Genomic DNA, 21,870 nt, shown 5'->3' on the forward strand with positions numbered 1-21,870 from the left:
CTCCACTCTAGGAAGGTGGCGGGGCCGCTGCCAGGATTGCGGAAGAATGGAGTTCATGTCTCAGACTTCCTTCGCGAACAGGCAGAGCGTCGCCGTCCTCGGCGGCGGTCCCGGTGGGTACGAGGCGGCGCTCGCCGCAGCGCAGCTGGGAGCGGATGTGACGCTCGTCGAGCGCGTGGGCGTGGGCGGGTCGGCCGTGCTCACCGATGTGGTGCCGTCCAAGAGCCTCATCGCCACCGCCGATGCCGCCGTCGCCATCGCCGGGGCCACCGACCTCGGCGTGCAGTTCTACGCGCGCGGCGCGGACGACAGGCCGCTCAAGCCCGAGATCGCCATCAACCTCGCCGCCGTCAACAAGCGCCTGCTCGCCCTCGCCGGCCAGCAGTCGGAGGACATGCGCTCCACCCTGCTCGAGGCCGGCGTGCGCATCATCTCCGGACACGGCCGCCTGGAAGGTCCCAACGCCATCGTGGTCTCCACGGGACCGCACGGCACGGACTTCGACCGTGTCGAGGCGGACACCGTCGTCGTGTCGGTCGGCGCCTCGCCCCGCGAGCTGCCCTCGGCGAAGCCCGACGGCGAGCGCATCCTCACCTGGACCCAGCTGTACGACATGAAGGTGCTGCCCGAGCACCTGATCGTCGTGGGCTCGGGTGTGACCGGCGCGGAGTTCGCGTCGGCGTACATGAACCTCGGCGCGAAGGTCACGCTCATCTCGAGCCGCGACCAGGTGCTGCCCGGTGAGGACGAGGACGCCGCGAAGGTGCTCGAGAAGGTGTTCACCCGCGGCGGCATGAAGGTGCTCTCGAAGTCCCGCGCAGAGAGCGTGCAGCGCACCGATGACGGGGTGCGGGTCACCCTGTCCGACGGTCGCACCGTCGAGGGCAGCCACTGTCTGATGGCGGTCGGATCGATCCCGAACACGGCCGGCATCGGCCTCGAGGAGGCGGGCATCGAGCTCACCGAATCCGGTCACGTGCGGGTCAACCGGGTGGCGCGCACCTCGGTTCCCAACGTCTACGCCGTGGGCGACTGCACGAACTTCTTCCCGCTGGCATCCGTCGCATCCATGCAGGGGCGCACCGCCGTCTTCCACGCGCTGGGTGACATCGTGATCCCGCTCGAGGTGCGCAAGATCACCGCCAACATCTTCACCGCACCCGAGATCGCGACGGTCGGCTACTCCGAGCAGGACGTCGCGAACGGGCAGGCCGACGGCATCGCGCACAAGCTGCCGCTCGCCGCCAACCCGCGCGCGAAGATGCTGGGCATCAAGGACGGCTTCGTTAAGATCATCGCGCTGCGCGGCTCGGGGACGGTGGTCGGCGGTGTGATCGTCGCGCCACGGGCATCCGAGCTGATCTACCCGATCGCGATGGCGATCGAGCGTCGCCTCACCGTCGACCAGGTCGCGCGCGTGTTCGCCGCCTATCCGTCGCTGACCACCAGCATCACCGATGCGACCCGTGCCATGCATGCGGTCGGTGTCGTCTGACCCCGACCACCGCAGACGCAGAAGGCGCGCCCCGGGATCGGGACGCGCCTTCTGTGCATCGGGTGCGGGTCAGCTGATCGTCAGCAGCTGATGCCCGGCCGAGACGGTCGTACCGGGGGTGGCGTCGATGGCGCCGACGACGCCGTCCTTGTGCGCCTGCAGCGGCTGCTCCATCTTCATCGCCTCGAGCACGAGCACGAGGTCGCCCTTGACGACGTGCTGGCCCTCTTCGACGGCGAGCTTGACGACGGTCGCCTGCATGGGCGACTTGACGGCATCGCCCGACGCCCCGGCGTTCGCGGTGGCGGTGTGGCTGCGTCGCGACGGCGGAACCGCCGCCGGACGGCCGGCGGTTCCCGCGACGGGGGCGACGACGCGGTCGGGAAGGCTCACCTCGAGGCGCTTGCCGGCGACCTCGACGACGACGGTGTGACGGCCGGGCGCGGGGGCGGGCTCGTCGAGCTCGCCGTCCCACGCGGGGATGTCGTTGACGAACTCGGTCTCGATCCAGCGCGTGTACACGCCGAACCCGCCGTCGGCGGCGACGAAGGCCGGGTCCCGGACGACCTTGCGGTGGAACGGGAGCACGGTCGGCATGCCGGCCACCTCGAACTCGTCGAGCGCCCGACGGGAGCGCTCGAGGGCCTCGGCGCGGTCGCGGCCGGTGACGATGATCTTCGCCAGCAGCGAGTCGAAGGCGCCCGAGACGGCGTCGCCTGCCGTGACGCCGGAGTCGAGACGGATGCCGGGACCGCCGAACGTCTTGAAGACGTTGATCGGGCCGGGTTGGGGGAGGAAGCCGCGACCCGGGTCCTCGCCGTTGATGCGGAACTCGATCGAGTGGCCCTGCGGCGCCGGGTCGTCGTAGTCGATGGTGCCGCCGGCGGCGATGCGGAACTGCTCGCGCACGAGATCGATTCCGGTGACCTCCTCGGACACCGGGTGCTCGACCTGCAGGCGGGTGTTCACCTCGAGGAACGAGACCGTGCCGTCAGCGCCGATGAGGAACTCGCAGGTGCCCGCGCCGACGTAGCCGACCTCCTTGAGGATGGCCTTCGACGCGGAGTACAGCAGCTCGTTCTGCTCGTCGGTGAGGAAGGGCGCCGGCGCCTCCTCGACGAGCTTCTGGTGACGTCGCTGCAGCGAGCAGTCGCGGGTCGAGATGACGACGACGTTGCCCTCGGCATCCGCAAGGCACTGCGTCTCGACGTGGCGCGGCTTGTCGAGGTACTTCTCGACGAAGCACTCGCCACGGCCGAACGCGGCGACCGCCTCGCGCGTCGCCGACTCGAAGAGCTCGGCGACCTCGTCGAGCTCGCGCGCGACCTTGAGACCGCGCCCGCCGCCGCCGTATGCCGCCTTGATGGCGATCGGCAGGCCGTGCTCCTTCGCGAAGGCGATGACGTCGTCTGCGCCGTCGACCGGTCCGGGGGTGCCGGGGGCCAGCGGTGCGCCGACCTTCTCTGCGACGTGACGGGCGGTCACCTTGTCGCCGAGCGCCTCGATGGCCTCGGGCGATGGGCCGATCCACGTCATCCCCGCGCCGATGACGGCGCGCGCGAACTCGGCGTTCTCGGCCAGGAACCCGTATCCCGGGTGCACGGCGTCGGCGCCGGCGCGACGAGCCACGGAGAGGATCTTGTCGATCTGCAGGTAGGTCGCTGCGCTCGTGACCCCGTCGAGGCTGTAGGCCTCGTCGGCGAGACGCGCGTGCAGGGCGTCGCGATCCTGGTCGGCGTACACGGCGACGGAGGAGATTCCGGAGTCCCGGGCGGCGCGGATGATGCGTACGGCGATCTCGCCGCGGTTCGCGATGAGCACCTTGGCGATATCAGGCATGGGCTTCAGCCTAGCGAGGTCGACGCCGATCCTTTTGACGACTCTCCACAAGAAATACGGCAATCCGTTAGGACTGCGACCACAAATCGGTCCAGACGACGTCGAGCTCGCGCGCCAGGCGGCGCAGTGTCGACAGCGACATGCCCACCACCGTCGACGGGTCGCCCTCGACCCGCGTGATGAACGGCCCGCCGAGACTGTCGACCGTGAACGCGCCCGCCACGTGCAGCGGCTCGCCGCTGTCGATGTACGCCGCCAGCTCGGCATCCGTCACATCGTCGGCGAAGGTGACCGCAGCCTCGGCGGCGGCCGTCGCCTCCACCGGCTCGCGGTCGGGTCCGACGCGGAAGACCGAGTGACCGGAGTGCAGGATGCCGGTGGCGCCGCGCATCTGCTGCCAGCGCTCGTATGCCGCCTCCGGCGTGTACGGCTTGCCGTGCACCTGCCCTCCGATGGCGAACATCGAGTCGCCGCCGATCACGATGCCGTCGAAGCGCGGATGCTCGGCGTGGATGCGCCCCGCGACATCGGAGGCCTTCGCCCTGGCGAGCAGAAGCACCAGCTCGTCCGGTGCGAGCGGGGCTCCGCGTTCCGCGCTCGCGGCGGCGGCGACGGCGTCCTCGTCGACCGTGGGCGCCACGATGAGCGGTTCGATGCCCGCCTGCCGCAGCAGCATCAGGCGGGCGGGGGAGGTGGATGCCAGGCACACGCGCATCCCTCCACGCTAGCCCGTGAGATCTCAGCGGTGTGTGGGATCCTGGAGGGATGACCTCTTCGGCCCGCACGCTCGACCTCGACATCACCGGTATCGCGCACGGCGGCACCTTCATCGCCCGGCACGAGGGGCGGGTCGTGTTCGTGCCCGACGCCATCCCCGGGGAGCGGGTGCGCGCCGAGGTGACCGAGGGGGAGGACGGCAAGCGGTTCTGGCGCGCCGAAACGCTCGAGGTGCTCGACGCATCGCCGCACCGCCGCGACCATGTCTGGGCCGAGGCCGACATCTCCCGCGCCCCCGCGGACCGAGTGGGCGGGGCCGATCTCGGACACATCGACCTCGCGCATCAGCGCGCGCTGAAGTGGCAGGTGCTGCAGGAGGCCCTCGACAAGTTCGCCGGCGCGGGGCTGGCCGCTCCCGTCGTGGAGCCGGTCGATCAGGGCGACGGCACCGGATGGCGCACCCGCGTCTCGCTGCACGTCGACGCCGACGGACGCGTCGGTCCGTACGCGGCCCGCAGCCATCGCGTGATCGACGTCGCCACACTGCCCCTCGCGCGCCCCGCCGTCGAGACCGCGGCCTTCGGCCTGCGCTCGCAGAAGCCGGGCCGGGTCGATCTGGTGGAAGCGGGCGACGGGCGCGTGCGGGTGCTGCCGCGGCCCGAGGGCGCTCGTCGCGGCCGCGCCGAGGTGGTGTTCGAGCAGGTGCGCGGGCGCCGCTTCCAGCTCGATGCGTCCGGATTCTGGCAGGTGCACCCGCGCGCCGCTGAGACGCTGCACGACGCCGTCGCCCAGGCGCTCGCCGGTCGGGTGGATCCGGATGCCACGCACTTCGACCTCTACGGAGGCGTCGGACTGTTCGCGGCGACACTCGCCGAGCAGGGCGCGCAGGACATCGTCACCGTCGAGTCGGACCGCCGCGCGACCGAGCACGCGGCCGCCAACCTGGCCGACGTCGACGTGCATGCGGTCACCGCGCGGGTCGACCGCTTCCTCACCGGCATCCCCGACGACACGCGTGCCGGCGCCGTCGTGCTCGATCCGCCGCGCGCCGGGGCGGGGCGCGGGGTCGTCGAGGCGATCAGCGCCCTCGCCCCCGAGGCCGTCGTCTACGTCGCCTGCGATCCGGTCGCGCTCGCGCGCGATCTCGGCACGTTCCGCGAGCTGGGCTGGGATGTCGCGTCGCTGCGCGCCTTCGACCTCTTCCCGCACTCGCACCACTTCGAGGCCGTCGCGCTGCTCGAGCGCTGACGTGCTCGAGCACGGCGCGCCGCCGTGCAATCGGTAGGCTGACGACATGAGTACCGTCGCCCTCATCGACGATCACGAGTCCGTGCGCCTCGGCCTGGAGGCCGCATGCCTGCGCGAGGGCGGCGAGCGCGTCGTCTTCTCCGGCGGAACCGTCAAGGAGTACCTGACCTGGCGGGCGACGTCCGCCGAGCCGCCCGTCGACGTGGTGGTGCTCGACCTCACTCTCGGTGACGGCACGACCGTGACCGAGAACGTCGCGACGCTGGTCGCCGACGGCGCGAGCGTCGTGATCCACAGTGTCGCCGACCGGCCGGCCTCGGTGCGCGAAGCGCTCGCCGCGGGAGCCGCCGGGGTGGTCAGCAAGTCGTCGGCGCTGGGCGACGTGCTCGATGCCATCCGCACGGTCGCGCGCGGCGAGGCGCTGAACAACGTCGAATGGGCCAGCGCCGTCGACGGCGACCGCGAGTTCGCCGACGCGCAGCTGTCGACCAGGGAGCGCGAGGTGCTGCGGCTGTACGCCGCCGGGCTGCCGCTGAAGGCCGTCGCCGAGCGTCTCGGGGTCGCGTACTCGACCGCGAAGGAGAACATCACGCGCATCCGCGTGAAGTACGTCGAAGTGGGGCGCCCCGCGCCCACGAAGGTCGACCTGCTGCGTCGTGCCATGGAAGACGGCATCGTCGAATCGGACGGTGCGCCGAGTGGCGAGTGAGGTCAGGGCTGACATCGACGCGATCAGCGAGGCGTGGACCAGTCTCCCCTCGCCAGGCGAGGTGGGTGTCGGTCTCGAGCGCTTCACCGGGCAGCGGATGGAGCGGATACTCGCCACGGTGGGCGGTATCGGCTCGACGGCGCTGGGAGCGCAGGCTCTTCTGGGTGCCCTGAGCCGGATCGACCTGCTGGACGGACCGCACGTGGCCGTCATGGTCATGGTGTTCGGGCCGCTGATGTGGATGATCGTCGCGTGCTTCTCCGGCCGGTGGATCAGCCAGGCGTGCGGCTCGTTCGCGGTGCTGTACGCCGTGGCTCTGGCGATCTGGCCGGTCGTGGTCGATCGAGGGCTCAACGAAGCCGAGAACCAGCCGTGGATCTTCTTCCTCGTGAACATCGGCGTGGTGGCGGCCCTGCTGGCCTTCTCGCCCCGCCTGCAGTTCGTCTGGGCGATCGGACTGCCCTTCGTCTACGGATACGTTCGCCTCGTGCAGGGCGGCTTCGAGCAGAGCTACTGGATCACGACCGCCTTCGACGTGTCGTTCACGCTCATCCTGGGATCGGTGATCGTCTCGCTGGGGTGGATGTTCCGACAGGTCGCCGCCGGTGTCGACGACGCCCGAGCGCGGGCTGTCGAGACGTACGCGGAGGCGGCGGCGGCGTCGGCCGCCGAGGAGGAGCGCATGGCGATGTCGGCCCTGATGCACGACAGCGTGCTGGCGGCTCTGATCAGCGCGGAGCGCGCCGAGAGCGCACGTGAGCGCTCGCTGGCGGTCGCGATGGCGCGAGAGGCTCTCACCCGCCTGGCCAACACCGAGGCCGCCATCGCGCAGGAGGGCAGCGACGAGCCTGCGGCGCGATCGAGGATCGTCGCCGAGCTGAGACGTGCTCTGTCGGAGCAGGGCGCCGATGCAGTCGTCGAAGAGCGCGGTGTTCCCGTGGCGGTTCCGGGGCGGGCTGCCCGTGCCATGGTGCTCGCCGCGCGGCAGGCGATCAACAATGCGGTCCTGCACGCGAAGGGCCGCGGCCTGCACGTGATCGTGGAATCACCCGAAGAAGGGCAGCTGACCATCGCCGTCTCCGACACCGGACCCGGGTTCGACCTTGCCGCCATCGGTGAGGATCGCCTCGGGATCCGCGCATCCATCGTCGCCCGGATGGCAGCGGTGGCCGGAACCTCCAACATCGTGACGGATTCGACCGGCACCACCGTCGAGCTGGGGTGGCGCGAATCATGACGCGGACAGTCCGGAGCATGACGACCGCTCTCGCGCTCGGCTTCGCCGTCTACTTCGCGGCGCGCGGCATCGGGTGGGTCGACCAGCCGTCGAACCCGCTGCTGATGATCGCCGGGATCCTGCTGTTCCTCGCTGCGATGCTCGTCGCGGTGCTCGCCGGCGCGTCGCACAGTGTGCGCATGCCGCTCGGGGCGACTCTCCTCGCAACCGTCGCCGCCGCCGGTGTGCCATCCCTGGTGAGCCTGTCGCTGGAGGCATCGATGCGCGGTGCCCCGTTCGCGACCTGGTACATCGGCGCGACCGGCCTGCTCGGCGTGGTCTGCGTGGTGCGGCGGCGCTTCTTCTTCGGATGGCTGATCCTCGGGATCCTCGCGCTGTCCACCTGGGCGTACATGGGACTCGACCGGGCTCTGACCCTCGGCCTGGTCGGATCCATCACCTGGGTGGTGGTGGCCCAGGTGCTCGTGCTGTTCTGGAACAGGGCGATCCGCGACACCGAGCGCCTCACGGACGTTCAGCGCGGCGTCTCCGCCTGGCACGCCTCGCAGCTCGTGCGCCAGCGGGAGCGCAGGGTGCGCACGCAGCGGGCGCTGGTCATCGCCGGGCCTGTGCTCTCGCGCACGGTCGCGACGAGGGGCGAGATCACCGAGCAGGAGCGCCTGGAAGCGCGTCTGGCCGAGGGAACGCTGCGCGACGAGCTGCGCGGCGCGAGCCTCATCAACGACGCCGTCCGGTCGATGATCAAGGATGCGCGGCGGCGCGGATCGGTCGTCTCCGTGTTCGACGAAGGCGGGCTGGAGGGCATCGACGAGGAGCGGGCCGGGCAGATCAGGGATGAGCTCGCGGCCGTACTGGCCAGCGCGCACTCCGATCGAGTCATCATCCGAGCCGGCCGGGACGACACGAACGCGGTGACCGTGGTCGGGCGCAGCGCCGACGGCGAGAGCGAGGACGCCGTCGACCTCTGGCACGAGATCCGCCGAGTCGCGGAATGAGAGAGGCGAGGGGCGGCAGGTCTGCCGGCCCCTCGCCAGATGCGGAACAGCTACCCGAAAACTGTCCGCGGGGTGGGCGGTACTGCGTCTGCCTACCCTGGGGACAGAGCAGCCGCCTAACGCGAAGCGTCCCTATCAGTTTCTCGGCCCGCAGATGGTCTGTCTGTAGGTATTTCGGGGGACAAACCGCCCGGCATCCGTCACAGCCGCAGCCCGGGAGACCACGGCCGGCCCGAGAGCGGGGTCAGCCCGAGAACCGCCCCCACGGGATGTCACGCCGCAGCGGGCTGCGGATGCCGCGCTGCGTGCGCTGCCACGCCGACACGCTCGGCACATCGGCGACCGCCTCGGCGGACTCGTGGGAGTACGCCTCGGCGACGACGGCGATGAGGGCGGCGAGCTCCTCCTCGGTCGGGTTGCCGCGGACGATCTCCATCCGGGGGGTCTGGTCGTCGTCGGTCACAGCGGGATGTTCCCGTGCTTCTTGGGCGGCAGGTCGGCCCGCTTGCCGCGCAGGGCGCGCAGCGACTTCGCGATCGCGACGCGTGTGCTGGACGGTTCGATGATGCCGTCGATCTCGCCGCGCTCGGCGGCCAGGAACGGGCTGGTCACGCTGTAGGTGTACTCGTTGGCGAGGCGCGTGCGCACGGCCGCGACGTCCTCGCCGGCCTCCTCGGCCTTGCGGATCTCGCCGCGGTAGAGGATGTTCACGGCGCCCTGGCCGCCCATCACCGCGATCTCTGCCGTCGGCCACGCGAGATTCACGTCGGCACCGAGCTGCTTGGATCCCATCACGATGTACGCGCCGCCGTACGCCTTGCGCAGGATCACGGTGACCATCGGCACGGTCGCCTCCGCGTACGCGTAGATGAGCTTCGCACCGCGGCGGATCACACCGGTCCACTCCTGGTCGGTGCCGGGCAGGTAGCCCGGCACGTCGACGAGGGTGACGATCGGGATCGAGAACGCGTCGCAGAAGCGCACGAAGCGGCTGGCCTTCTCGCCGGCCTCGATGTTCAGGGTGCCGGCCATCTGCGAGGGCTGATTGGCGATGATGCCCACCGAGCGACCCTCCACGCGGCCGAAGCCGATGACGATGTTCGGCGCGAACAGCGGCTGCACCTCGAGGAACTCGCCGGCGTCGACCACGTGCTGGATGACGGTGTGGATGTCGTAGGGCTGGTTGGGGGAGTCGGGGATGATCCTGTTCAGCACCTGATCGGCATCCGTCGTCTCCCACTCGAAGAGCGAGTCGTAGGCGGGGATCTCGGCCATGTTGTTGTCGGGCAGGTAGCTGAGCAGCGTGCGCGCGTAGTCGAGGGCGTCGTCCTCGTCCTCGGCGAGGTAGTGCGCGACGCCCGAGCGGGTGTTGTGCGTGAGCGCGCCGCCGAGCTCCTCCATGCCCACGTCCTCGCCGGTGACGGTCTTGATGACGTCGGGGCCGGTGACGAACATCTGGCTGGTCTTGTCGACCATGATGACGAAGTCGGTGAGAGCCGGGCCGTACACGGCGCCGCCGGCGGCCGGACCCATGATGATCGAGATCTGCGGGATGACGCCGGACGAGCGCGTGTTGTGCCGGAAGATCTCGCCGTACTTGCTGAGCGCGAGCACGCCCTCCTGGATGCGGGCTCCGCCCGAGTCGAGGATGCCGATGATCGGCATCCCGCCCTTCAGGGCGAACTCCATGATCTTGATGATCTTGTCGCCGGCGACCTCGCCGAGCGAACCGCCGAAGGTGGTGAAGTCCTGCGAGTACACCGCGACGGTGCGGCCGTGGATCGTCGCGACGCCGGTGACGACCGAGTCGCCGTACGGGCGGTTGCGGTCCATCCCGAACGACGTCGTGCGGTGGCGCACGTACTCGTCGAACTCGACGAAGCTGCCGGTGTCGACCAGGAGCTCGATGCGCTCGCGGGCGGTCATCTTGCCCTTGGCGTGCTGCTTCTGCTGGGCGATCTTCTCGGGCTCGAGGACCGCGTCGGTGAAGCGCGAGCGGAGGTCCGCGATCTTGGCGGCCGTGGTCGAGAGGTCTGGCGTGTCCGTCACGGATTCCACACTAGCGCCGGGGCCGGTTCGGCTGTTGGATGCTCGACACAACGGGAGCGGAGTTCCTTTGTCCTTCCCTGCGTATGCTCGTCAGCATGCCCATCCCCGTGATCATGGATGTCGACACCGGCATCGACGACGCCCTCGCCCTGCTCTTCGCCGCAGCCCATCCCGGCATCGAGGTGCTCGGCGTCACCTGTGTCGCCGGCAACGCCGGGCTCGAGCAGGTGGTCGAGAACACGCTGCGGGTGCTGCATCTCGCCGACGCCTCCGATGTGCCGGTGGCAGGCGGCGCCCCGCGACCGCTGCTCGCGCCGGCGCGGGCGGCCTCGCACGTGCACGGGGCGGACGGACTGGGTGGCGTTGCCCTGCCCGCGAGTGGGCGGGATGCCGTCGGCGAGTCGGCCGTCGCGCTGATGCGTCGGCTGATCATGCAGCATCCCACGCCCGTCACACTCGTCGCGCTGGCACCGCAGACGAATCTCGCGCTGCTGCTTCGCACCCACCCGGAGGTGGCGGGGCGGATCGAGCGGATCGTGTTCATGGGCGGGTCGGCGAGCGTCGGCAACGCGACGGCACTGGCGGAGTTCAACGTCTGGCACGACCCCGAGGCTGCCGCGATCGTGCTGGATGCCGGGGTGCCGACCGTCATGTACGGTCTGGACGTGTTCAATCGGGTGGCGGTGCCGCAGGCGCTCGCCGACGAGCTCGCGTCGGGCTCGCATCGCGTCGGTCGCGTCGTCGGGCAGCTGCTCGGGCATCGGGTGGCGCTGAGCGAGGACGAGTCGTTGATGTACACCGGGCTGATCGGCGACGCGGGCGCGGTGTGCGCGCTGGTGGCGCCCGAGCTGGTGCGGTTCGAGCCGCTGCCGGTGCGCGTCGAGCTGAGCGGTTACAGTCGCGGGCAGACGATCGTGGATCGCCGCGCCTTCGCGGGCGAAGACCGGCTGCACGGTCTCGATGACGAGTGGTCGCGCTCGCAGGTGGCTCTGGGCATCGACGCGGATGCCGTGGCCGAGCTCCTCGTGCGGACCGTGCTGGCGCTGCCGGGAGAGTGAGCCTGCCGCGCCAGGTCAGGGCGGCTCAGGCGATGGTCCTCTCGTCGTCCTGAACGCTCTCGTGCACGAGTGCCCCGAGCAGGCATAAAAGCCCACGTGCACATGCATGCGGTCGCCATGCGCCGCGCCAGGATGCTGGAGGGATGAGAGCCGCCCGATCGCAGACATCCGAGAAGGTGGGGATGCGGGTACGGGAGCTGCGTGCGAAGCATACGATCAGCAGAGCGAAGCTGGCCGAGCGCGCAGACATGGATGTCTCTCACCTCGCTCGGATCGAGAGCGGAATCGGAAACCCGACGCTGTTCGTGCTGATCCAGCTGGCGACTGCGCTCGAGGTCGAGCCGGCGACCTTCGTCGACGGGCTCACCGCCGCCGACCTGCCCGAGAACGTCAAGCCGTACTCCGAGTCGGACTTCCGCAGGGAGCTGCCCCGCCGCGACGAGCGGTGACCGACGGCGTCACACGACGAATCGCCACAGGTACTCCAGCCCGTCCAGCTGCCGGAACCAGGCGATCGACACCACCGCTTCGTCGGGGTCGGAGGAGCACAGGCACAGTTCGACGGTCTCGCCAGGCAGCACCTGACCCCACAGGTCGACGACCTGCTGGTGGTCGACGTCGTCGCGGAAGACGCGTACGAAGTCGACCGGCTCGCGGCCGGCGTTGAGCACGACCGGGTGCGCACGGTCGCGACGGGTGATCACCCACGGCACGCCGTACGCGATGGGTGGTGTGGGCTCAGCGGGATCGATGGGGTGCAGCATCCCGCCACGGTAGGAATGAGCTCAGACGCCCCGACGTCGCGGCAGACGACGATTCCCGATCTGTGGAGAGTCTCGTCTCACTCGCCGTCTGTGGCGGAGATGTCGGAGGGCGGCTCGACCCCTCGCGGAGTGCGACGGAGCTTCGATCCGATGAACCGTGCGCCGTTCAGCATCCGGATCTCGATCTTCTCGCCCGCCGGCGACGGCTCGAGTTCCGCCGGGAGCGTCGCGGGAGCGGCGCCGAAAGCGCGTCGCGAGGTCGTCAGCACCCGCCGCCCGAGAAGGTGATTCCCGGCGCCGCCCACCACCGCACCGACGCCGAACGGCAGCGCCTTGCCGATGATGGACGCCCCGCCGCGCTTGGCGAACTGGCGGATGAACGCGGACTTCAATCGGTCGACGATCGGTCCCATCGCCGCGCGCGGCAGCGACTTCGTCACCATCTCACCCCAGTACGACGAACGGGTTCCGCCGGTGCCGGTCGCCTGCCGCGCGAGCTGGGAGACCAGGTCGACGCCCTCCTTGCCGAGCATCAGCATCATGACCAGCGCGCGCGCACGTTCGGGATTGTCGACCGCGATGCCATGCACCTCGGCGATCGATTGCGCGAACAGCGCTGTCGACTCCATGAAGCCGATGGTCTCGACGCCGGACAGCGCCAGCGTGACGCCCGTGCCGATGCCCGGCACGACCGCGGTCGCGCCGACCGCCGCCCCGCCGGCCGTGACAGCGGCGAGGTAGCGAGCCTCGAGCGCGCGCACGATCTGCTCTGGGGTCGCGTCGGGATGGCGCCGGCGGATGCTGCGGATGTGCGCCACGACCAGCGGACGCTGCACGGCCATCACCCGATCCAGGCTGCGCACGCTGAGCGGGTGCTCGTGCGACCCGACGGGTGGCACGGGCTTGTCCCAGGGGGAGTCCTCGGGGAGCGAGTGGATCTTATGGACCTTCTCACGCATGCGGCGATCCTATGCGCCACGCCCGTAAGAATGCCTGAAGCCCCGCTCCCCTTGACAGGGGCGGGGCTTCACGCATGCGTGTGGGTCACACGAAGAGGTTCGCGCGCTCCAGGTCCTCAGCGAAGTCGACCTCGACCGCGTACAGATCCGAGACGTCCATCGGCTCGAGAAGCAGGCCGTCCTCGGCGATGGCGAGCTCGAGACCGCGCTCGAAGTAGTCCTGGTCCTCGACGCGCTGCAGCTGACGCATGAACGCCTTCTTGTCGCGCGACGAGATGTAGTTGATGCCGACCGCCTCGCCGAGGCCGCCCTTGACCGTCTTCGAGAGCTCGTTGATGTAGCCCTCAGCGGTGACGGTGTACTTCACCTCTTCGTCGCTCACCTTCGAGGTGTTGACGGTGACGAACGACTGGTCGCGCTCGATGAACTCGATGGCACGGCCGAGGATGCGCGGATCGAACACGACGTCGCCGTTCATCCAGAGCACGCCGCTCTTGCCGGTGGCGTTCAGCGCGCGCAGCAGGCTCTTGGACGTGTTGGTCACGTCGTAGCGCTCGTTGTGCACGTAGTTCGCGGTGGGGAAGGCCTCGATGATCGTCTCGGCGCGGTAGCCGACAACGGTCGTGATGCGGGCGCTCTTGCCGAAGGCCGCGCGGATGTTGTCGTGCTGCTGGCCCATGATCGTGCGGCCGTCGCTCAGCTCGGTGAGCGGCTTCGGCAGGGCGCGGCCGAGGCGCGAGCCCATTCCGGCTGCGAGGATGACGGTCTGAAGAGTCACGGAATCTCCTAAGAAAGAACGGTGTTCACTGTCGGTTCACCGACGGGACACCTCTTCGTGCCTCCGCAATGCTACCGATAGCCGCTGAGAGACGCCGGGGGAAGGCTGTCCCGTTGTCCTTTCGTGATCGATTGCACACGTTTCTCCCAGAGTCCCACAAGGGGGTTGCGTTCGCGATGTCTCCCGGTTTCGGCCGCCGGGGTCCTGTCAGGGGCGGTTGGTACCGTAGACGCGTGACTGCTCCGCTTGATCCCGAAGATGCCCGCATCGACGACACGACGAGGTCGAGCGACGCTGCGGCCGAGCCGAAGAAGCCCGCGCGCGCGCCCCGCAAGGCCGCCAGCAGCCCGGGTGCCGCCGCCGCCAAGACGGCCGCCGTCAAGAAGGCGGCAGCGACGTCGGCGGCCTCGAAGTCCGCCGCGGCGAAGAAGGCGGCAGAGGCGGATGCCGGCCGTGCGGCGGCTGTGAAGAAGGCGTCCACCACGGGAGCGGCCGCGAAGACGGCGAGTCGTACGACCGCCGCTCGGACGACGGCGACCAAGACCGCGGCGGCGAAGCGGGCCGAGACAGCGAAGAAGGCCCAGACCGCTGCCGCTGCCGCCGCGAAGAAGTCGGCGCCCGCCGATCCCGTGGGCGCGGAACAGGAGGGGGCGCTCGAGGAGAGCGCTGCCGCTCCGGCGAAGACCACCGCGGCGAAGGCGACGGCGGCGAAGACCACCGCGGCGAAGACGACGGCGGCGAAGTCCACCGCGGCGAAGACGACGGCTGCGAAGACGACGGCTGCGAAGGCGACGGCTGCGAAGGCGACGGCGGCCAAGACTGCGGCGACGAAGACGGCGGCGGCGAAGTCGACCGCGGCGAAGACGACGGCTGCGAAGACCCCGGCGACGAAGACCACGGCTGCGAAGGCGAAGTCGGCCGCTGCGAAGTCGACCGCTGCCAAGGCGGCCGCTGCGGAGTCGGCCGCTGCGAAGTCGACCGCTGCGAAGACCACGAGCGCGGCGAAGACGTCTGCCACGACGCCGTCCACCGCGGCATCCCCGACGAAGGCGTCCACATCGACGTCGTCCTCCGGCGCGGCGCCTGCATCGACAGCGAAGCCCCCGGTGACGAAGGCACGCGCGAAGACGGCATCCGCTTCGACACCGGGGACCGACGGCGCGGTCGCCGATTCCGCCCCGCCGGTGCCCGAGATCACGTCCGATGCGGTCATCGCTCTCGACGCCGAGCCCGTGCGTCGGCTGGTCGCCGCATCGAACAGCGCAGAGCTGGCGGAGGCCCGCCCACCGCGCCGTGGAGAGGCAGGTTCTGCCGTCGTCGTCGAGCCGGGAGACCAGGCACCGACCACCCCGGCACCCGATGCTTCGGCAGCAGATTCCGCCGCGACCGAATCTGCAACACCAGACGAGGTGATCTCGAGCGCCGTCGCGGACCCGGCCGTCGCCGATTCGGCCGTGGCTGACCCGGCCGTGGCTGATCTGGTCGTCGCCGACCCGGCCGTGGCTGATCTGGTCGTCGCCGACCCGGACGGAGACGCGCCGGCAGGCGAGGCCATCCGCATCCGCGGTCTGGTGAAGCGCTTCGGCGACTCCGTCGCGGTCGACGATGTCGACCTGACCGTTCCGGCCGGATCGTTCTACGGCCTCGTCGGCCCGAACGGCGCAGGCAAGACCACCACGCTGTCGATCATCGCGGGCCTGCTGCGACCGGACGCGGGCACCGTGCACATCAGCGGAATCGATCAGCGTGAGAAGCCCCTCGACGCCAAGCGGGTCATGGGCGTGCTGCCCGACCGGCTGCGCACCTTCGACCGGCTCACCGGACGCCAGCTGCTGTACTACTACGGACAGCTGCGCGGGCTCGACCGCGCCGTCATCGAGAAGCGCACCGCCGACCTCGCCCGCGCGTTCGATCTCAGCGAGGCGCTGAGCCGCGTCGTCTCGGACTACTCGGCCGGAATGACCAAGAAGGTGATGCTGGCCGGAGCACTGATCCACTCGCCGCGCGTCCTCGTGCTCGACGAGCCGTTCGAGGCCGTCGATCCGGTCTCGTCGGGTGTGATCCTCGACATCCTGCGGTCGTACGTCGCACACGGCGGAACGGTCATCCTCTCCAGCCACGGAATGGATCTCGTCGAGCGGGTGTGCTCGCGCGTGGCCGTGATCGTGGGCGGAGAGGTGCTCGCCGAGGGGACGATCGACGAGGTCCGCGCGGGTCAGACGCTGACCCAGCGATTCATCGAGCTCTCGGGCACCGGCGGCGAAGTGGAGGGACTCGAGTGGTTGCACACGTTCTCCGCCTGAGGGTCGCGCTGCTCGTCGGTGCGCTGCGCGGGGAGCGTGCGGTTCGCGCCGCGGTCGCGCTCGCGGCATCCATCGCCGCGACCGTCGTCGTCTGCCTAGCCGTCCTCGGTCTCGGCGACGCACCACTGGCGACCGCTCGCACCGTCATCGCGCTCGGCGCGGCGGCGCTGATGCTGGCGTTCTTCGTCGGCCCCATGCTCACCGGCACGCCGGATCAGCTCGATCCACGACGTTTCTGGCCGTTCGGCCTGGATGAGCGGCGACTGGGCTGGATGCTCGCGCTGGCCTCGCTGATCAGCGTACCCAGCCTCGCCCTGATCGCCGTGACCGCGTGCGTCGTGATCGTCGTCGTCAACGCCGGAGTCGCCTGGGCGGCGGCTGTGCTGTTCGGCGCCATCGGCGTGCTGTCGATCGCGCTCGCCGCCCGCGTAGGGATGGCTATCAGCGCGATCCTGCTGCCCGAGCGCCGCTCGCGCGAGCTGACCATCCTGTTCGCGTTGCCGGTGATCGTCATCGCGTTCCCCGTCGCGGCGTACTTCGCGTCGCTGCGCTGGGACGGCCAGGTGCCCCCGGCCGTGCAGACGGCGACGGCCATCGTCGGCTTCTCGCCGCTCGCAGCCCCGCAGGCGTTCCTCTTCCATCTCGCCGCGGGCGAGACGGGCGCGGCGTGGGCGAGCGGTCTGATCGCGGTCGCGACGATCGGCGGGATGCTGCTGCTGTGGCATCTGCTGGTCAGGCGGCTTCTCACCGCATCCGAGCGCCCCTATGCGACGCGCGAGCGGTCGGGACTGGGATGGTTCGGATTGCTGCCGGCCAACGCGTTCGGCGCCATCGCCGCGCGCAGCCTCGTGTACTGGCTGCGGGACCGGCGATACATCGTGAACCTGCTCGTCGTGCCGATCGCCGGCGTGCTGACGGTGTTCCCTCTGCTCGTGGCCGGAGTGCCGCTGTGGCTCGCCGCCCTCGTTCCGGTTCCGCTCATGGCGCTGTTCTTCGGGTGGCTGCCGCACAACGACGCCGCCTACGATTCCACGGCACTGTGGATGCACATCGCCAGCGGCGTGCGCGGACTGCCCGATCGGCTCGGCCGACTCGTGCCCGTGCTGCTCGTCGCTCTCCCCGTGCTCGCGATCGCCATCTCCGTCACCCTCGCGGTCATCTCGGACTGGCATCTCCTGCTGCCTCTGATCGGCGTGACGGCGGCGCTTCTGCTCACCGCGCTGGGCATGTCGAGCATCGCATCGGTCGTCGCGCCGTACGCCGTCTCGCGGCCGGGGGACAGTCCGTTCCAGCAGCCGCAGCGCTCGTCTGCACACGGCTCGTACGGCGCCGCGCTGACCTTCGTGGGCGCCCTGCTCGCGAGCACGCCCACGATCTGGCTGTTCGGCCTGACGCTCGTGGAGGGCGACCAGCACGCGCCGACGACGTTCTGGGTCGGGGTGATCAGCGGAGTCGTCGTGCTCTTCGGCGGTGCCGCGGTGGGCGCCGTGATCTTCGAGCGCAGCGGGGAGAGGCTGATGGAGTTCGTCGAGAGGACCTGACCTCGGCGTCCCAGACGCGGATAGAATCTCGGCATGAGTACTCCGCTGGACAGCCCCGATCAGGGTGGCGTGGCAACGCTCGATCGCGAACTCGAAGAGCTGCTGCAGGAAGAGCATCTCGAGCCGGGGGACCACGAGCGCTTCTCGCACTACGTCAAGAAGGACAAGATCCTCGAGTCGGCGATCACCGGCAAGCCGGTGCGCGCGCTCTGCGGCAAGAAGTGGACTCCGGGCCGCGACCCGGAGAAGTTCCCGATCTGCCCGACCTGCAAAGAGATCTACGAGAGCATGGTGTCCTGACGCGTCGTCGCGTCAGTCCGCATCCACGAACAGAGTCGGGATCGCCGGGTCCGATTTGCTGAGGGCCAGCGCCCGCACGGGCAGCTCCTCCCGCACCCGCAGGTGATGCTCTCGCGCCGACGCGGTCCCGGTGGCGCCCTCGTGCGCCGCATCGATCTCGCCGCCGTCGACGAGAACGACCTGCAGTGCGCGGGCGTCAGGGTGCTCGGCAGCCGTGTCGACCTGCTCGAAGCCGTCGGCGACCGACACGGTCTCGGCGACAGCGACGCCCGCGTCGAGGGTGCGGAACGCCGCCTTGCGTCCGCCCTTCGACCCCTTGTCGGTGGATGCCTTGGCCACGGCGACCCAGCCACCGGAGGAGTCCTGTCGGGCGACGAGCTTGTAGACCATGCTCGCGGTCGGGTAGCCGGAACCGGTGACCACGGAGGTGCCGACCCCGTAGAAGTCGACGGGGGAGGCCGCCAGGGCGGCGATCGCGTACTCGTCGAGGTCGCTCGTCACCGTGATCTTCGTCTCGGTCGCCCCGAGCTCATCGAGCTGCTGGCGGACGGCCGCCGCGACCAGCGGCAGATCGCCCGAGTCGAGCCGCACCCCGCCGAGCCCCGTGCCGGCGACACGAATGGCCGTCTCCACGCCCTTGCGGATGTCGTAGGTGTCGACGAGCAGCGTGGTGCCGGTGCCGAGGCTCTCGATCTGAGAGCGGAACGCATCCTCCTCGGAGTCGTGCAGCAGAGTCCACGAGTGCGCCGCGGTGCCCATCGTAGGGATACCCCACTGCCGCCCGGCCTCGAGGTTGCTCGTCGACGCGAATCCCGCGATGTACGCGGCGCGGGCGGCTGCGACCGCGGACTGCTCTGCTGCGCGACGCGAGCCCATCTCCGCGAGCGGGCGCTCGCCGGCGGCGATGCTCATCCGCGACGCCGCCGTCGCGACCGCGGAGTCGTGGTTCAGCACGCTCAACGCGAGTGTCTCGAGCACGACGGCGTCGGCGAACGTGCCCTCGACGGTGAGGATCGGGGAACCGGGGAAGTACAGCTCGCCCTCGCGGTAGCCGCGGATGGTTCCCGTGAATCGGTAGTTCTCGAGGTAGGTGACGGCCTCGGCATCCACCACGTCGTTGTCGCGCAGATACCGCAGCTCGTCCTCGCCGAAGCGGAAATCGCGCAGCAGCGTCAGCAGGCGCCCGGTGCCGGCGACGACCCCGAAGCGACGGCCGCCGGAGAGGCGCCGCGAGAACAGCTCGAACACGCTCGGTCGCGACGCGGTGCCGTCCCGCAGCGACGCGGCCAGCATGGTCAGTTCATAGCGGTCGGTGAGGAACGCGGAGCTCATCGGGCCAGTGTATCCAGCCGCCGGGTCGGGGATACTGGTCAGCGGACGCCCGCCCCCACGACCCGCGACGGAGCCTGCGCATGTCAGACGAGCTGACCCGACTCGTGAACGGAGTCCTGTGGCCCGGATTCCTCGGTTCCGAGGTGCCGACGTGGCTCGGCATCGCGCTCGATGAGGGGCTCGCGGGCGTGGTCTACTTCGCGCAGAATCTCGTCGGTGACACGGCCGCGCTGAGCGCGAGCATCCACGATCGATCGCCGCGTGCGCTGATCGGCATCGACGAGGAGGGCGGCAGCGTCACGCGGCTCGAGACGCAGGGCGGATCCACCGTCCCGGGGGCGGCGCAGCTGGGCGTCGTGGACGACGTCACGGCCACGGAGGCGACCGGCTACGAGATCGCGCGACGCGTCGACGCCGTCGGCGCCGACGTCGTGCTCGGCCCGGTGGCGGATGTGAACAGCGACCCGCGCAACCCCGTGATCGGGGTGCGCTCCTTCGGCGACAGCGCCGACCTCGTCTCCCGACACGCCGCCGCCGCGGTGCGGGGCATCCAGCGAGCGGGGCTCGCGGCGTGCGCCAAGCACTACCCCGGGCACGGCGACACGCGCACCGACTCCCACCACGATCTGCCCGTCCTCACCCTCACGCAGCGCGAGATCGACGAGCAGCATCTTCCGCCGTTCGCCGCCGCGGTGCAGGCGGGGGTGCGCTCGATCATGACCGCGCACATCGGCTCTCCCCTCTGGGGAGACGCTCCCGCCACCCTCAGCCCGACCGTGCTCGGGCGGCTGCGCGCCGACGGCTTCGACGGGGTGATCGTGAGCGACGCCCTCGACATGGCCGCGATCCGGGAGCGGGCGGGGATCGGCGGGGGAGCGGTGCAGGCTCTCGCCGCGGGCGTCGACCTGCTGTGCATCGGCAACCCCACGAACCCCGGAGCGGCGATGCTGCCCGATCAAGACGAGCGGGACTACCGCTCGGCACGCGACGCGATCATCGCGGCGATCCGCAACGGCGAGCTCGCCCGCGAGCGGGTGGAGGAGGCGGCCCGGCGCGTCGCGTCGATGGCGGATGCCGTCAGGCGGCGCCCCGAGCCCCCGGAGGCGGTCTTCGACGCGGACAGCATCGCCGATCGTGCGGTGCGCGTGCAGGGCGAGCTGCCGGCTTTCACCGACGAGCCGACCACGGTCATCGACCTGCGCACCCCGTCGAGCCTGGCGGTGGACAGCGCGGCGGGTCACGTCGCACGGGTTCTCGCCGTCGGCGGCGAGATCGTGCGCTTCGACGCATCGTCGGCCACGAGGAGTCAGCTCGCCGATGCTGCCCGTCGAGTGATCGCGCGGCAGAGCGTCGTGCTCGTCGACTGTCTGGACGTCGGGTGCGCGCAGCGGGCCGTGCTGGATGCGCTCCGCGCTGCCGCGCCCGGCGTCGTCGCGGTGAACGTGGGGCTGTTCGCGGAATCCGACGGCGTCGTCGTCTCGTCGCCTGCCGCCAGCGCGCTCGCCGCCCGCGCCGCCCGGCGCGCCCTGCGGGGGCGCTGACGCCGTCGAACAGCAGCCGCGGGCCGTACTCGAAGAGCGGCACCGGGGGCGTCCGCACCCGAGAGCAGCATGCCGCCGACTAGGCTTGAACACCATGGACGACGCACCGATCGGGATCTTCGACTCCGGTGTCGGCGGACTCACGGTGGCGAGGGCCATCCGCGCGCAGCTTCCGCAGGAGTCTCTGGTGTACATCGGCGACACGGCGCACTCGCCCTACGGGCCGAAGCCGATCGCCGACGTCAGGCGGTACAGCATCGAGGTGCTCGACGCGCTCGTGGACCAGGGCGTGAAGATGCTCGTGATCGCATGCAACACGGCATCCGCGGCGGTGCTGCGCGACGCCCGCGAGCGGTACGACGTGCCGGTCGTCGAGGTGATCGGCCCTGCCGTGCGGCGCGCCGTCTCGACCACGCGCAATGGCCGCGTCGGCGTGATCGGAACGGTCGGCACGATCGGTTCGCGGGTGTACCAGGACATGCTAGAGGTGAACGAGCGCCTGGAGGTGTTCACCGCCGCGTGCCCTCGCTTCGTCGAGTTCGTCGAGGCCGGCATCACCGGCTCGCCCGAGGTGCTGGCCGTGGCCGAGGAGTACCTCGCCCCGTTGCGGGATGCCAGGGTCGACACCCTCGTGCTCGGATGCACGCACTACCCGTTTCTGCGCGGCGCGATCAGCTACGTGATGGGCGAGGGCGTCTCGCTCGTCTCGAGCGACGACGAGACCGCCGCCGACGTCTACCGCCAGCTCGTGAAGCACGACCAGCTCGCATCCCCGGGCGCCGTCGCCAGCTACGTCTACGAGGCGACCGGCGATTCGGCGGAGGACTTCACCGCCCTCGCGAACCGGCTGATGGGCCACGAGGTGCGCGACGTGCAGCTCGTGCAGACCGGCGTGATCGATCTGCCGTACCTGCTCGCGGCTGAAGCCGACGAGGTCGGCCGTGACGGCACCGTCCAGTCCTGACACCCCCGCCTTCGACCCGCTCCGCCCTGAACCGCTCCTTC

The 21,870-nt window shown here is 70.3% G+C and carries 20 protein-coding genes; 12 read left to right on the forward strand and 8 right to left on the reverse strand.

Translation table 11 applies throughout. The features are described from left to right. The first annotated feature begins 46 nt into the window (after positions 1 to 46). Positions 47 to 1,495: an NAD(P)H-quinone dehydrogenase gene (locus BFN01_RS01235; RefSeq protein WP_071640688.1), complete on the forward strand. Its 1,449-nt coding sequence runs from the start codon at positions 47 to 49 to the stop codon at positions 1,493 to 1,495. A gap of 69 nt (positions 1,496 to 1,564) precedes the next feature. On the opposite strand, the gene BFN01_RS01240 is transcribed toward BFN01_RS01235, so the two are convergent. After that, positions 1,565 to 3,334: a biotin carboxylase N-terminal domain-containing protein gene (locus BFN01_RS01240; protein WP_071640690.1), complete on the reverse strand. Its 1,770-nt coding sequence runs from the start codon at positions 3,332 to 3,334 to the stop codon at positions 1,565 to 1,567. A 67-nt stretch (positions 3,335 to 3,401) separates the two neighbouring features. Then, on the reverse strand, positions 3,402 to 4,049 hold the full coding sequence (locus tag BFN01_RS01245; RefSeq protein ID WP_071640692.1) for a nucleoside triphosphate pyrophosphatase: 648 nt from the start codon (positions 4,047 to 4,049) through the stop codon (positions 3,402 to 3,404). 50 nt (positions 4,050 to 4,099) lie between these two features. On the opposite strand from BFN01_RS01245, the gene BFN01_RS01250 reads away from it, so the two are divergent. The 4 genes from BFN01_RS01250 to BFN01_RS01265 are packed head-to-tail and all read left to right on the forward strand — an operon-like array spanning position 4,100 to position 8,240. Further along, the gene (locus tag BFN01_RS01250; RefSeq protein ID WP_071640694.1) at positions 4,100 to 5,299 is read left to right on the forward strand and encodes a class I SAM-dependent RNA methyltransferase; all 1,200 of its coding nucleotides are present in this window, start codon (positions 4,100 to 4,102) and stop codon (positions 5,297 to 5,299) included. Between the two features lie 46 nt (positions 5,300 to 5,345). Then, positions 5,346 to 6,008, forward strand: coding sequence for a response regulator transcription factor (locus BFN01_RS01255; protein WP_071640696.1), 663 nt, complete (start codon positions 5,346 to 5,348; stop codon positions 6,006 to 6,008). Then, a complete protein-coding gene (locus BFN01_RS01260) occupies positions 5,998 to 7,245 on the forward strand; it encodes a sensor histidine kinase (protein ID WP_083428570.1) in 1,248 nt (415 codons plus the stop codon). The genes BFN01_RS01255 and BFN01_RS01260 overlap by 11 nt, the downstream gene beginning before the upstream one ends. A 17-nt stretch (positions 7,246 to 7,262) precedes the next feature. Next, entirely contained in the window at positions 7,263 to 8,240 is a 978-nt protein-coding gene (locus BFN01_RS01265) for a hypothetical protein (protein WP_225211410.1), read from the forward strand. 244 nt (positions 8,241 to 8,484) lie between these two features. Here the strand turns inward: BFN01_RS01265 and BFN01_RS01270 are convergent, their stop codons facing one another. Beyond that, positions 8,485 to 8,703 (reverse strand): acyl-CoA carboxylase subunit epsilon, encoded by a 219-nt coding sequence (locus BFN01_RS01270; RefSeq protein WP_371260969.1) that lies wholly within the window; start codon positions 8,701 to 8,703, stop codon positions 8,485 to 8,487. Beyond that, positions 8,700 to 10,298 carry an acyl-CoA carboxylase subunit beta gene (locus tag BFN01_RS01275; protein ID WP_071640700.1) on the reverse strand — a complete coding sequence of 533 codons (1,599 nt, stop codon included), beginning with the start codon at positions 10,296 to 10,298 and terminating at the stop codon, positions 8,700 to 8,702. Before BFN01_RS01275 ends, BFN01_RS01270 begins: the two co-directional genes overlap by 4 nt. Positions 10,299 to 10,384: 86 nt before the next feature. Here BFN01_RS01275 and BFN01_RS01280 point away from each other — a divergent pair, with 86 nt between their 5' ends. Both BFN01_RS01280 and BFN01_RS01285 read left to right on the forward strand, forming a co-directional pair. Continuing rightward, positions 10,385 to 11,347, forward strand: coding sequence for a nucleoside hydrolase (locus BFN01_RS01280; protein ID WP_071640755.1), 963 nt, complete (start codon positions 10,385 to 10,387; stop codon positions 11,345 to 11,347). Positions 11,348 to 11,490: 143 nt separating this feature from the next. Further along, entirely contained in the window at positions 11,491 to 11,796 is a 306-nt protein-coding gene (locus tag BFN01_RS01285; protein WP_071640702.1) for a helix-turn-helix domain-containing protein, read from the forward strand. A 9-nt stretch (positions 11,797 to 11,805) separates the two neighbouring features. Here BFN01_RS01285 and BFN01_RS01290 read toward each other — a convergent pair whose 3' ends face one another. The 3 genes from BFN01_RS01290 to BFN01_RS01300 form a co-directional block, all read right to left on the reverse strand. Next, a complete protein-coding gene (locus tag BFN01_RS01290; protein WP_071640704.1) occupies positions 11,806 to 12,111 on the reverse strand; it encodes a hypothetical protein in 306 nt (101 codons plus the stop codon). Between the two features lie 77 nt (positions 12,112 to 12,188). Further along, a complete protein-coding gene (locus BFN01_RS01295; RefSeq protein ID WP_071640706.1) occupies positions 12,189 to 13,070 on the reverse strand; it encodes a hypothetical protein in 882 nt (293 codons plus the stop codon). 85 nt (positions 13,071 to 13,155) lie between these two features. Beyond that, complete coding sequence (locus BFN01_RS01300; protein ID WP_071640708.1) at positions 13,156 to 13,848, reverse strand: NTP transferase domain-containing protein; 693 nt, start codon at positions 13,846 to 13,848, stop codon at positions 13,156 to 13,158. A gap of 233 nt (positions 13,849 to 14,081) precedes the next feature. On the opposite strand from BFN01_RS01300, the gene BFN01_RS15310 reads away from it, so the two are divergent. From BFN01_RS15310 to BFN01_RS01320, 3 genes are read left to right on the forward strand one after another with little or no spacing between them, the layout of a single operon-like run. Next, positions 14,082 to 16,151: an ABC transporter ATP-binding protein gene (locus tag BFN01_RS15310; protein WP_256220992.1), complete on the forward strand. Its 2,070-nt coding sequence runs from the start codon at positions 14,082 to 14,084 to the stop codon at positions 16,149 to 16,151. Next, positions 16,127 to 17,692 (forward strand): hypothetical protein, encoded by a 1,566-nt coding sequence (locus BFN01_RS01315; protein WP_071640712.1) that lies wholly within the window; start codon positions 16,127 to 16,129, stop codon positions 17,690 to 17,692. The genes BFN01_RS15310 and BFN01_RS01315 overlap by 25 nt, the downstream gene beginning before the upstream one ends. 33 nt (positions 17,693 to 17,725) lie before the next feature. Continuing rightward, positions 17,726 to 17,992, forward strand: coding sequence for a DUF3039 domain-containing protein (locus BFN01_RS01320; protein ID WP_071640714.1), 267 nt, complete (start codon positions 17,726 to 17,728; stop codon positions 17,990 to 17,992). 12 nt (positions 17,993 to 18,004) lie between these two features. Here the strand turns inward: BFN01_RS01320 and BFN01_RS01325 are convergent, their stop codons facing one another. Then, the gene (locus BFN01_RS01325) at positions 18,005 to 19,324 is read right to left on the reverse strand and encodes a nicotinate phosphoribosyltransferase (RefSeq protein WP_071640716.1); all 1,320 of its coding nucleotides are present in this window, start codon (positions 19,322 to 19,324) and stop codon (positions 18,005 to 18,007) included. Positions 19,325 to 19,404: 80 nt separating this feature from the next. Between BFN01_RS01325 and BFN01_RS01330 the strand changes: the two genes are divergently transcribed. Next, on the forward strand, positions 19,405 to 20,865 hold the full coding sequence (locus tag BFN01_RS01330; protein WP_071640718.1) for a glycoside hydrolase family 3 protein: 1,461 nt from the start codon (positions 19,405 to 19,407) through the stop codon (positions 20,863 to 20,865). A gap of 94 nt (positions 20,866 to 20,959) precedes the next feature. Continuing rightward, the gene (murI, locus tag BFN01_RS01335) at positions 20,960 to 21,829 is read left to right on the forward strand and encodes a glutamate racemase (protein WP_071640720.1); all 870 of its coding nucleotides are present in this window, start codon (positions 20,960 to 20,962) and stop codon (positions 21,827 to 21,829) included. Positions 21,830 to 21,870 lie beyond the last annotated feature (41 nt).

Origin of the sequence: Microbacterium sp. AR7-10 (assembly GCF_001878835.1) — a bacterium.
Classification (GTDB): domain Bacteria; phylum Actinomycetota; class Actinomycetes; order Actinomycetales; family Microbacteriaceae; genus Microbacterium; species Microbacterium commune.

What these genes read in the sequence shown, in the direction of transcription:
- BFN01_RS01320 (WP_071640714.1), top strand. Translation starts at nt 17,726, where the DNA reads ATGAGTACTCCGCTGGACAGCCCCGATCAGGGTGGCGTGGCAACGCTC.
- BFN01_RS01325 (WP_071640716.1), bottom strand. Translation starts at nt 19,324, where the DNA reads ATGAGCTCCGCGTTCCTCACCGACCGCTATGAACTGACCATGCTGGCC.
- BFN01_RS01240 (WP_071640690.1), bottom strand. Translation starts at nt 3,334, where the DNA reads ATGCCTGATATCGCCAAGGTGCTCATCGCGAACCGCGGCGAGATCGCC.
- BFN01_RS01235 (WP_071640688.1), top strand. Translation starts at nt 47, where the DNA reads ATGGAGTTCATGTCTCAGACTTCCTTCGCGAACAGGCAGAGCGTCGCC.
- murI (WP_071640720.1), top strand. Translation starts at nt 20,960, where the DNA reads ATGGACGACGCACCGATCGGGATCTTCGACTCCGGTGTCGGCGGACTC.
- BFN01_RS01245 (WP_071640692.1), bottom strand. Translation starts at nt 4,049, where the DNA reads ATGCGCGTGTGCCTGGCATCCACCTCCCCCGCCCGCCTGATGCTGCTG.
- BFN01_RS01330 (WP_071640718.1), top strand. Translation starts at nt 19,405, where the DNA reads ATGTCAGACGAGCTGACCCGACTCGTGAACGGAGTCCTGTGGCCCGGA.
- BFN01_RS01250 (WP_071640694.1), top strand. Translation starts at nt 4,100, where the DNA reads ATGACCTCTTCGGCCCGCACGCTCGACCTCGACATCACCGGTATCGCG.
- BFN01_RS01265 (WP_225211410.1), top strand. Translation starts at nt 7,263, where the DNA reads ATGACGACCGCTCTCGCGCTCGGCTTCGCCGTCTACTTCGCGGCGCGC.
- BFN01_RS01290 (WP_071640704.1), bottom strand. Translation starts at nt 12,111, where the DNA reads ATGCTGCACCCCATCGATCCCGCTGAGCCCACACCACCCATCGCGTAC.
- BFN01_RS01280 (WP_071640755.1), top strand. Translation starts at nt 10,385, where the DNA reads ATGCCCATCCCCGTGATCATGGATGTCGACACCGGCATCGACGACGCC.
- BFN01_RS01285 (WP_071640702.1), top strand. Translation starts at nt 11,491, where the DNA reads ATGAGAGCCGCCCGATCGCAGACATCCGAGAAGGTGGGGATGCGGGTA.
- BFN01_RS01255 (WP_071640696.1), top strand. Translation starts at nt 5,346, where the DNA reads ATGAGTACCGTCGCCCTCATCGACGATCACGAGTCCGTGCGCCTCGGC.
- BFN01_RS01295 (WP_071640706.1), bottom strand. Translation starts at nt 13,070, where the DNA reads ATGCGTGAGAAGGTCCATAAGATCCACTCGCTCCCCGAGGACTCCCCC.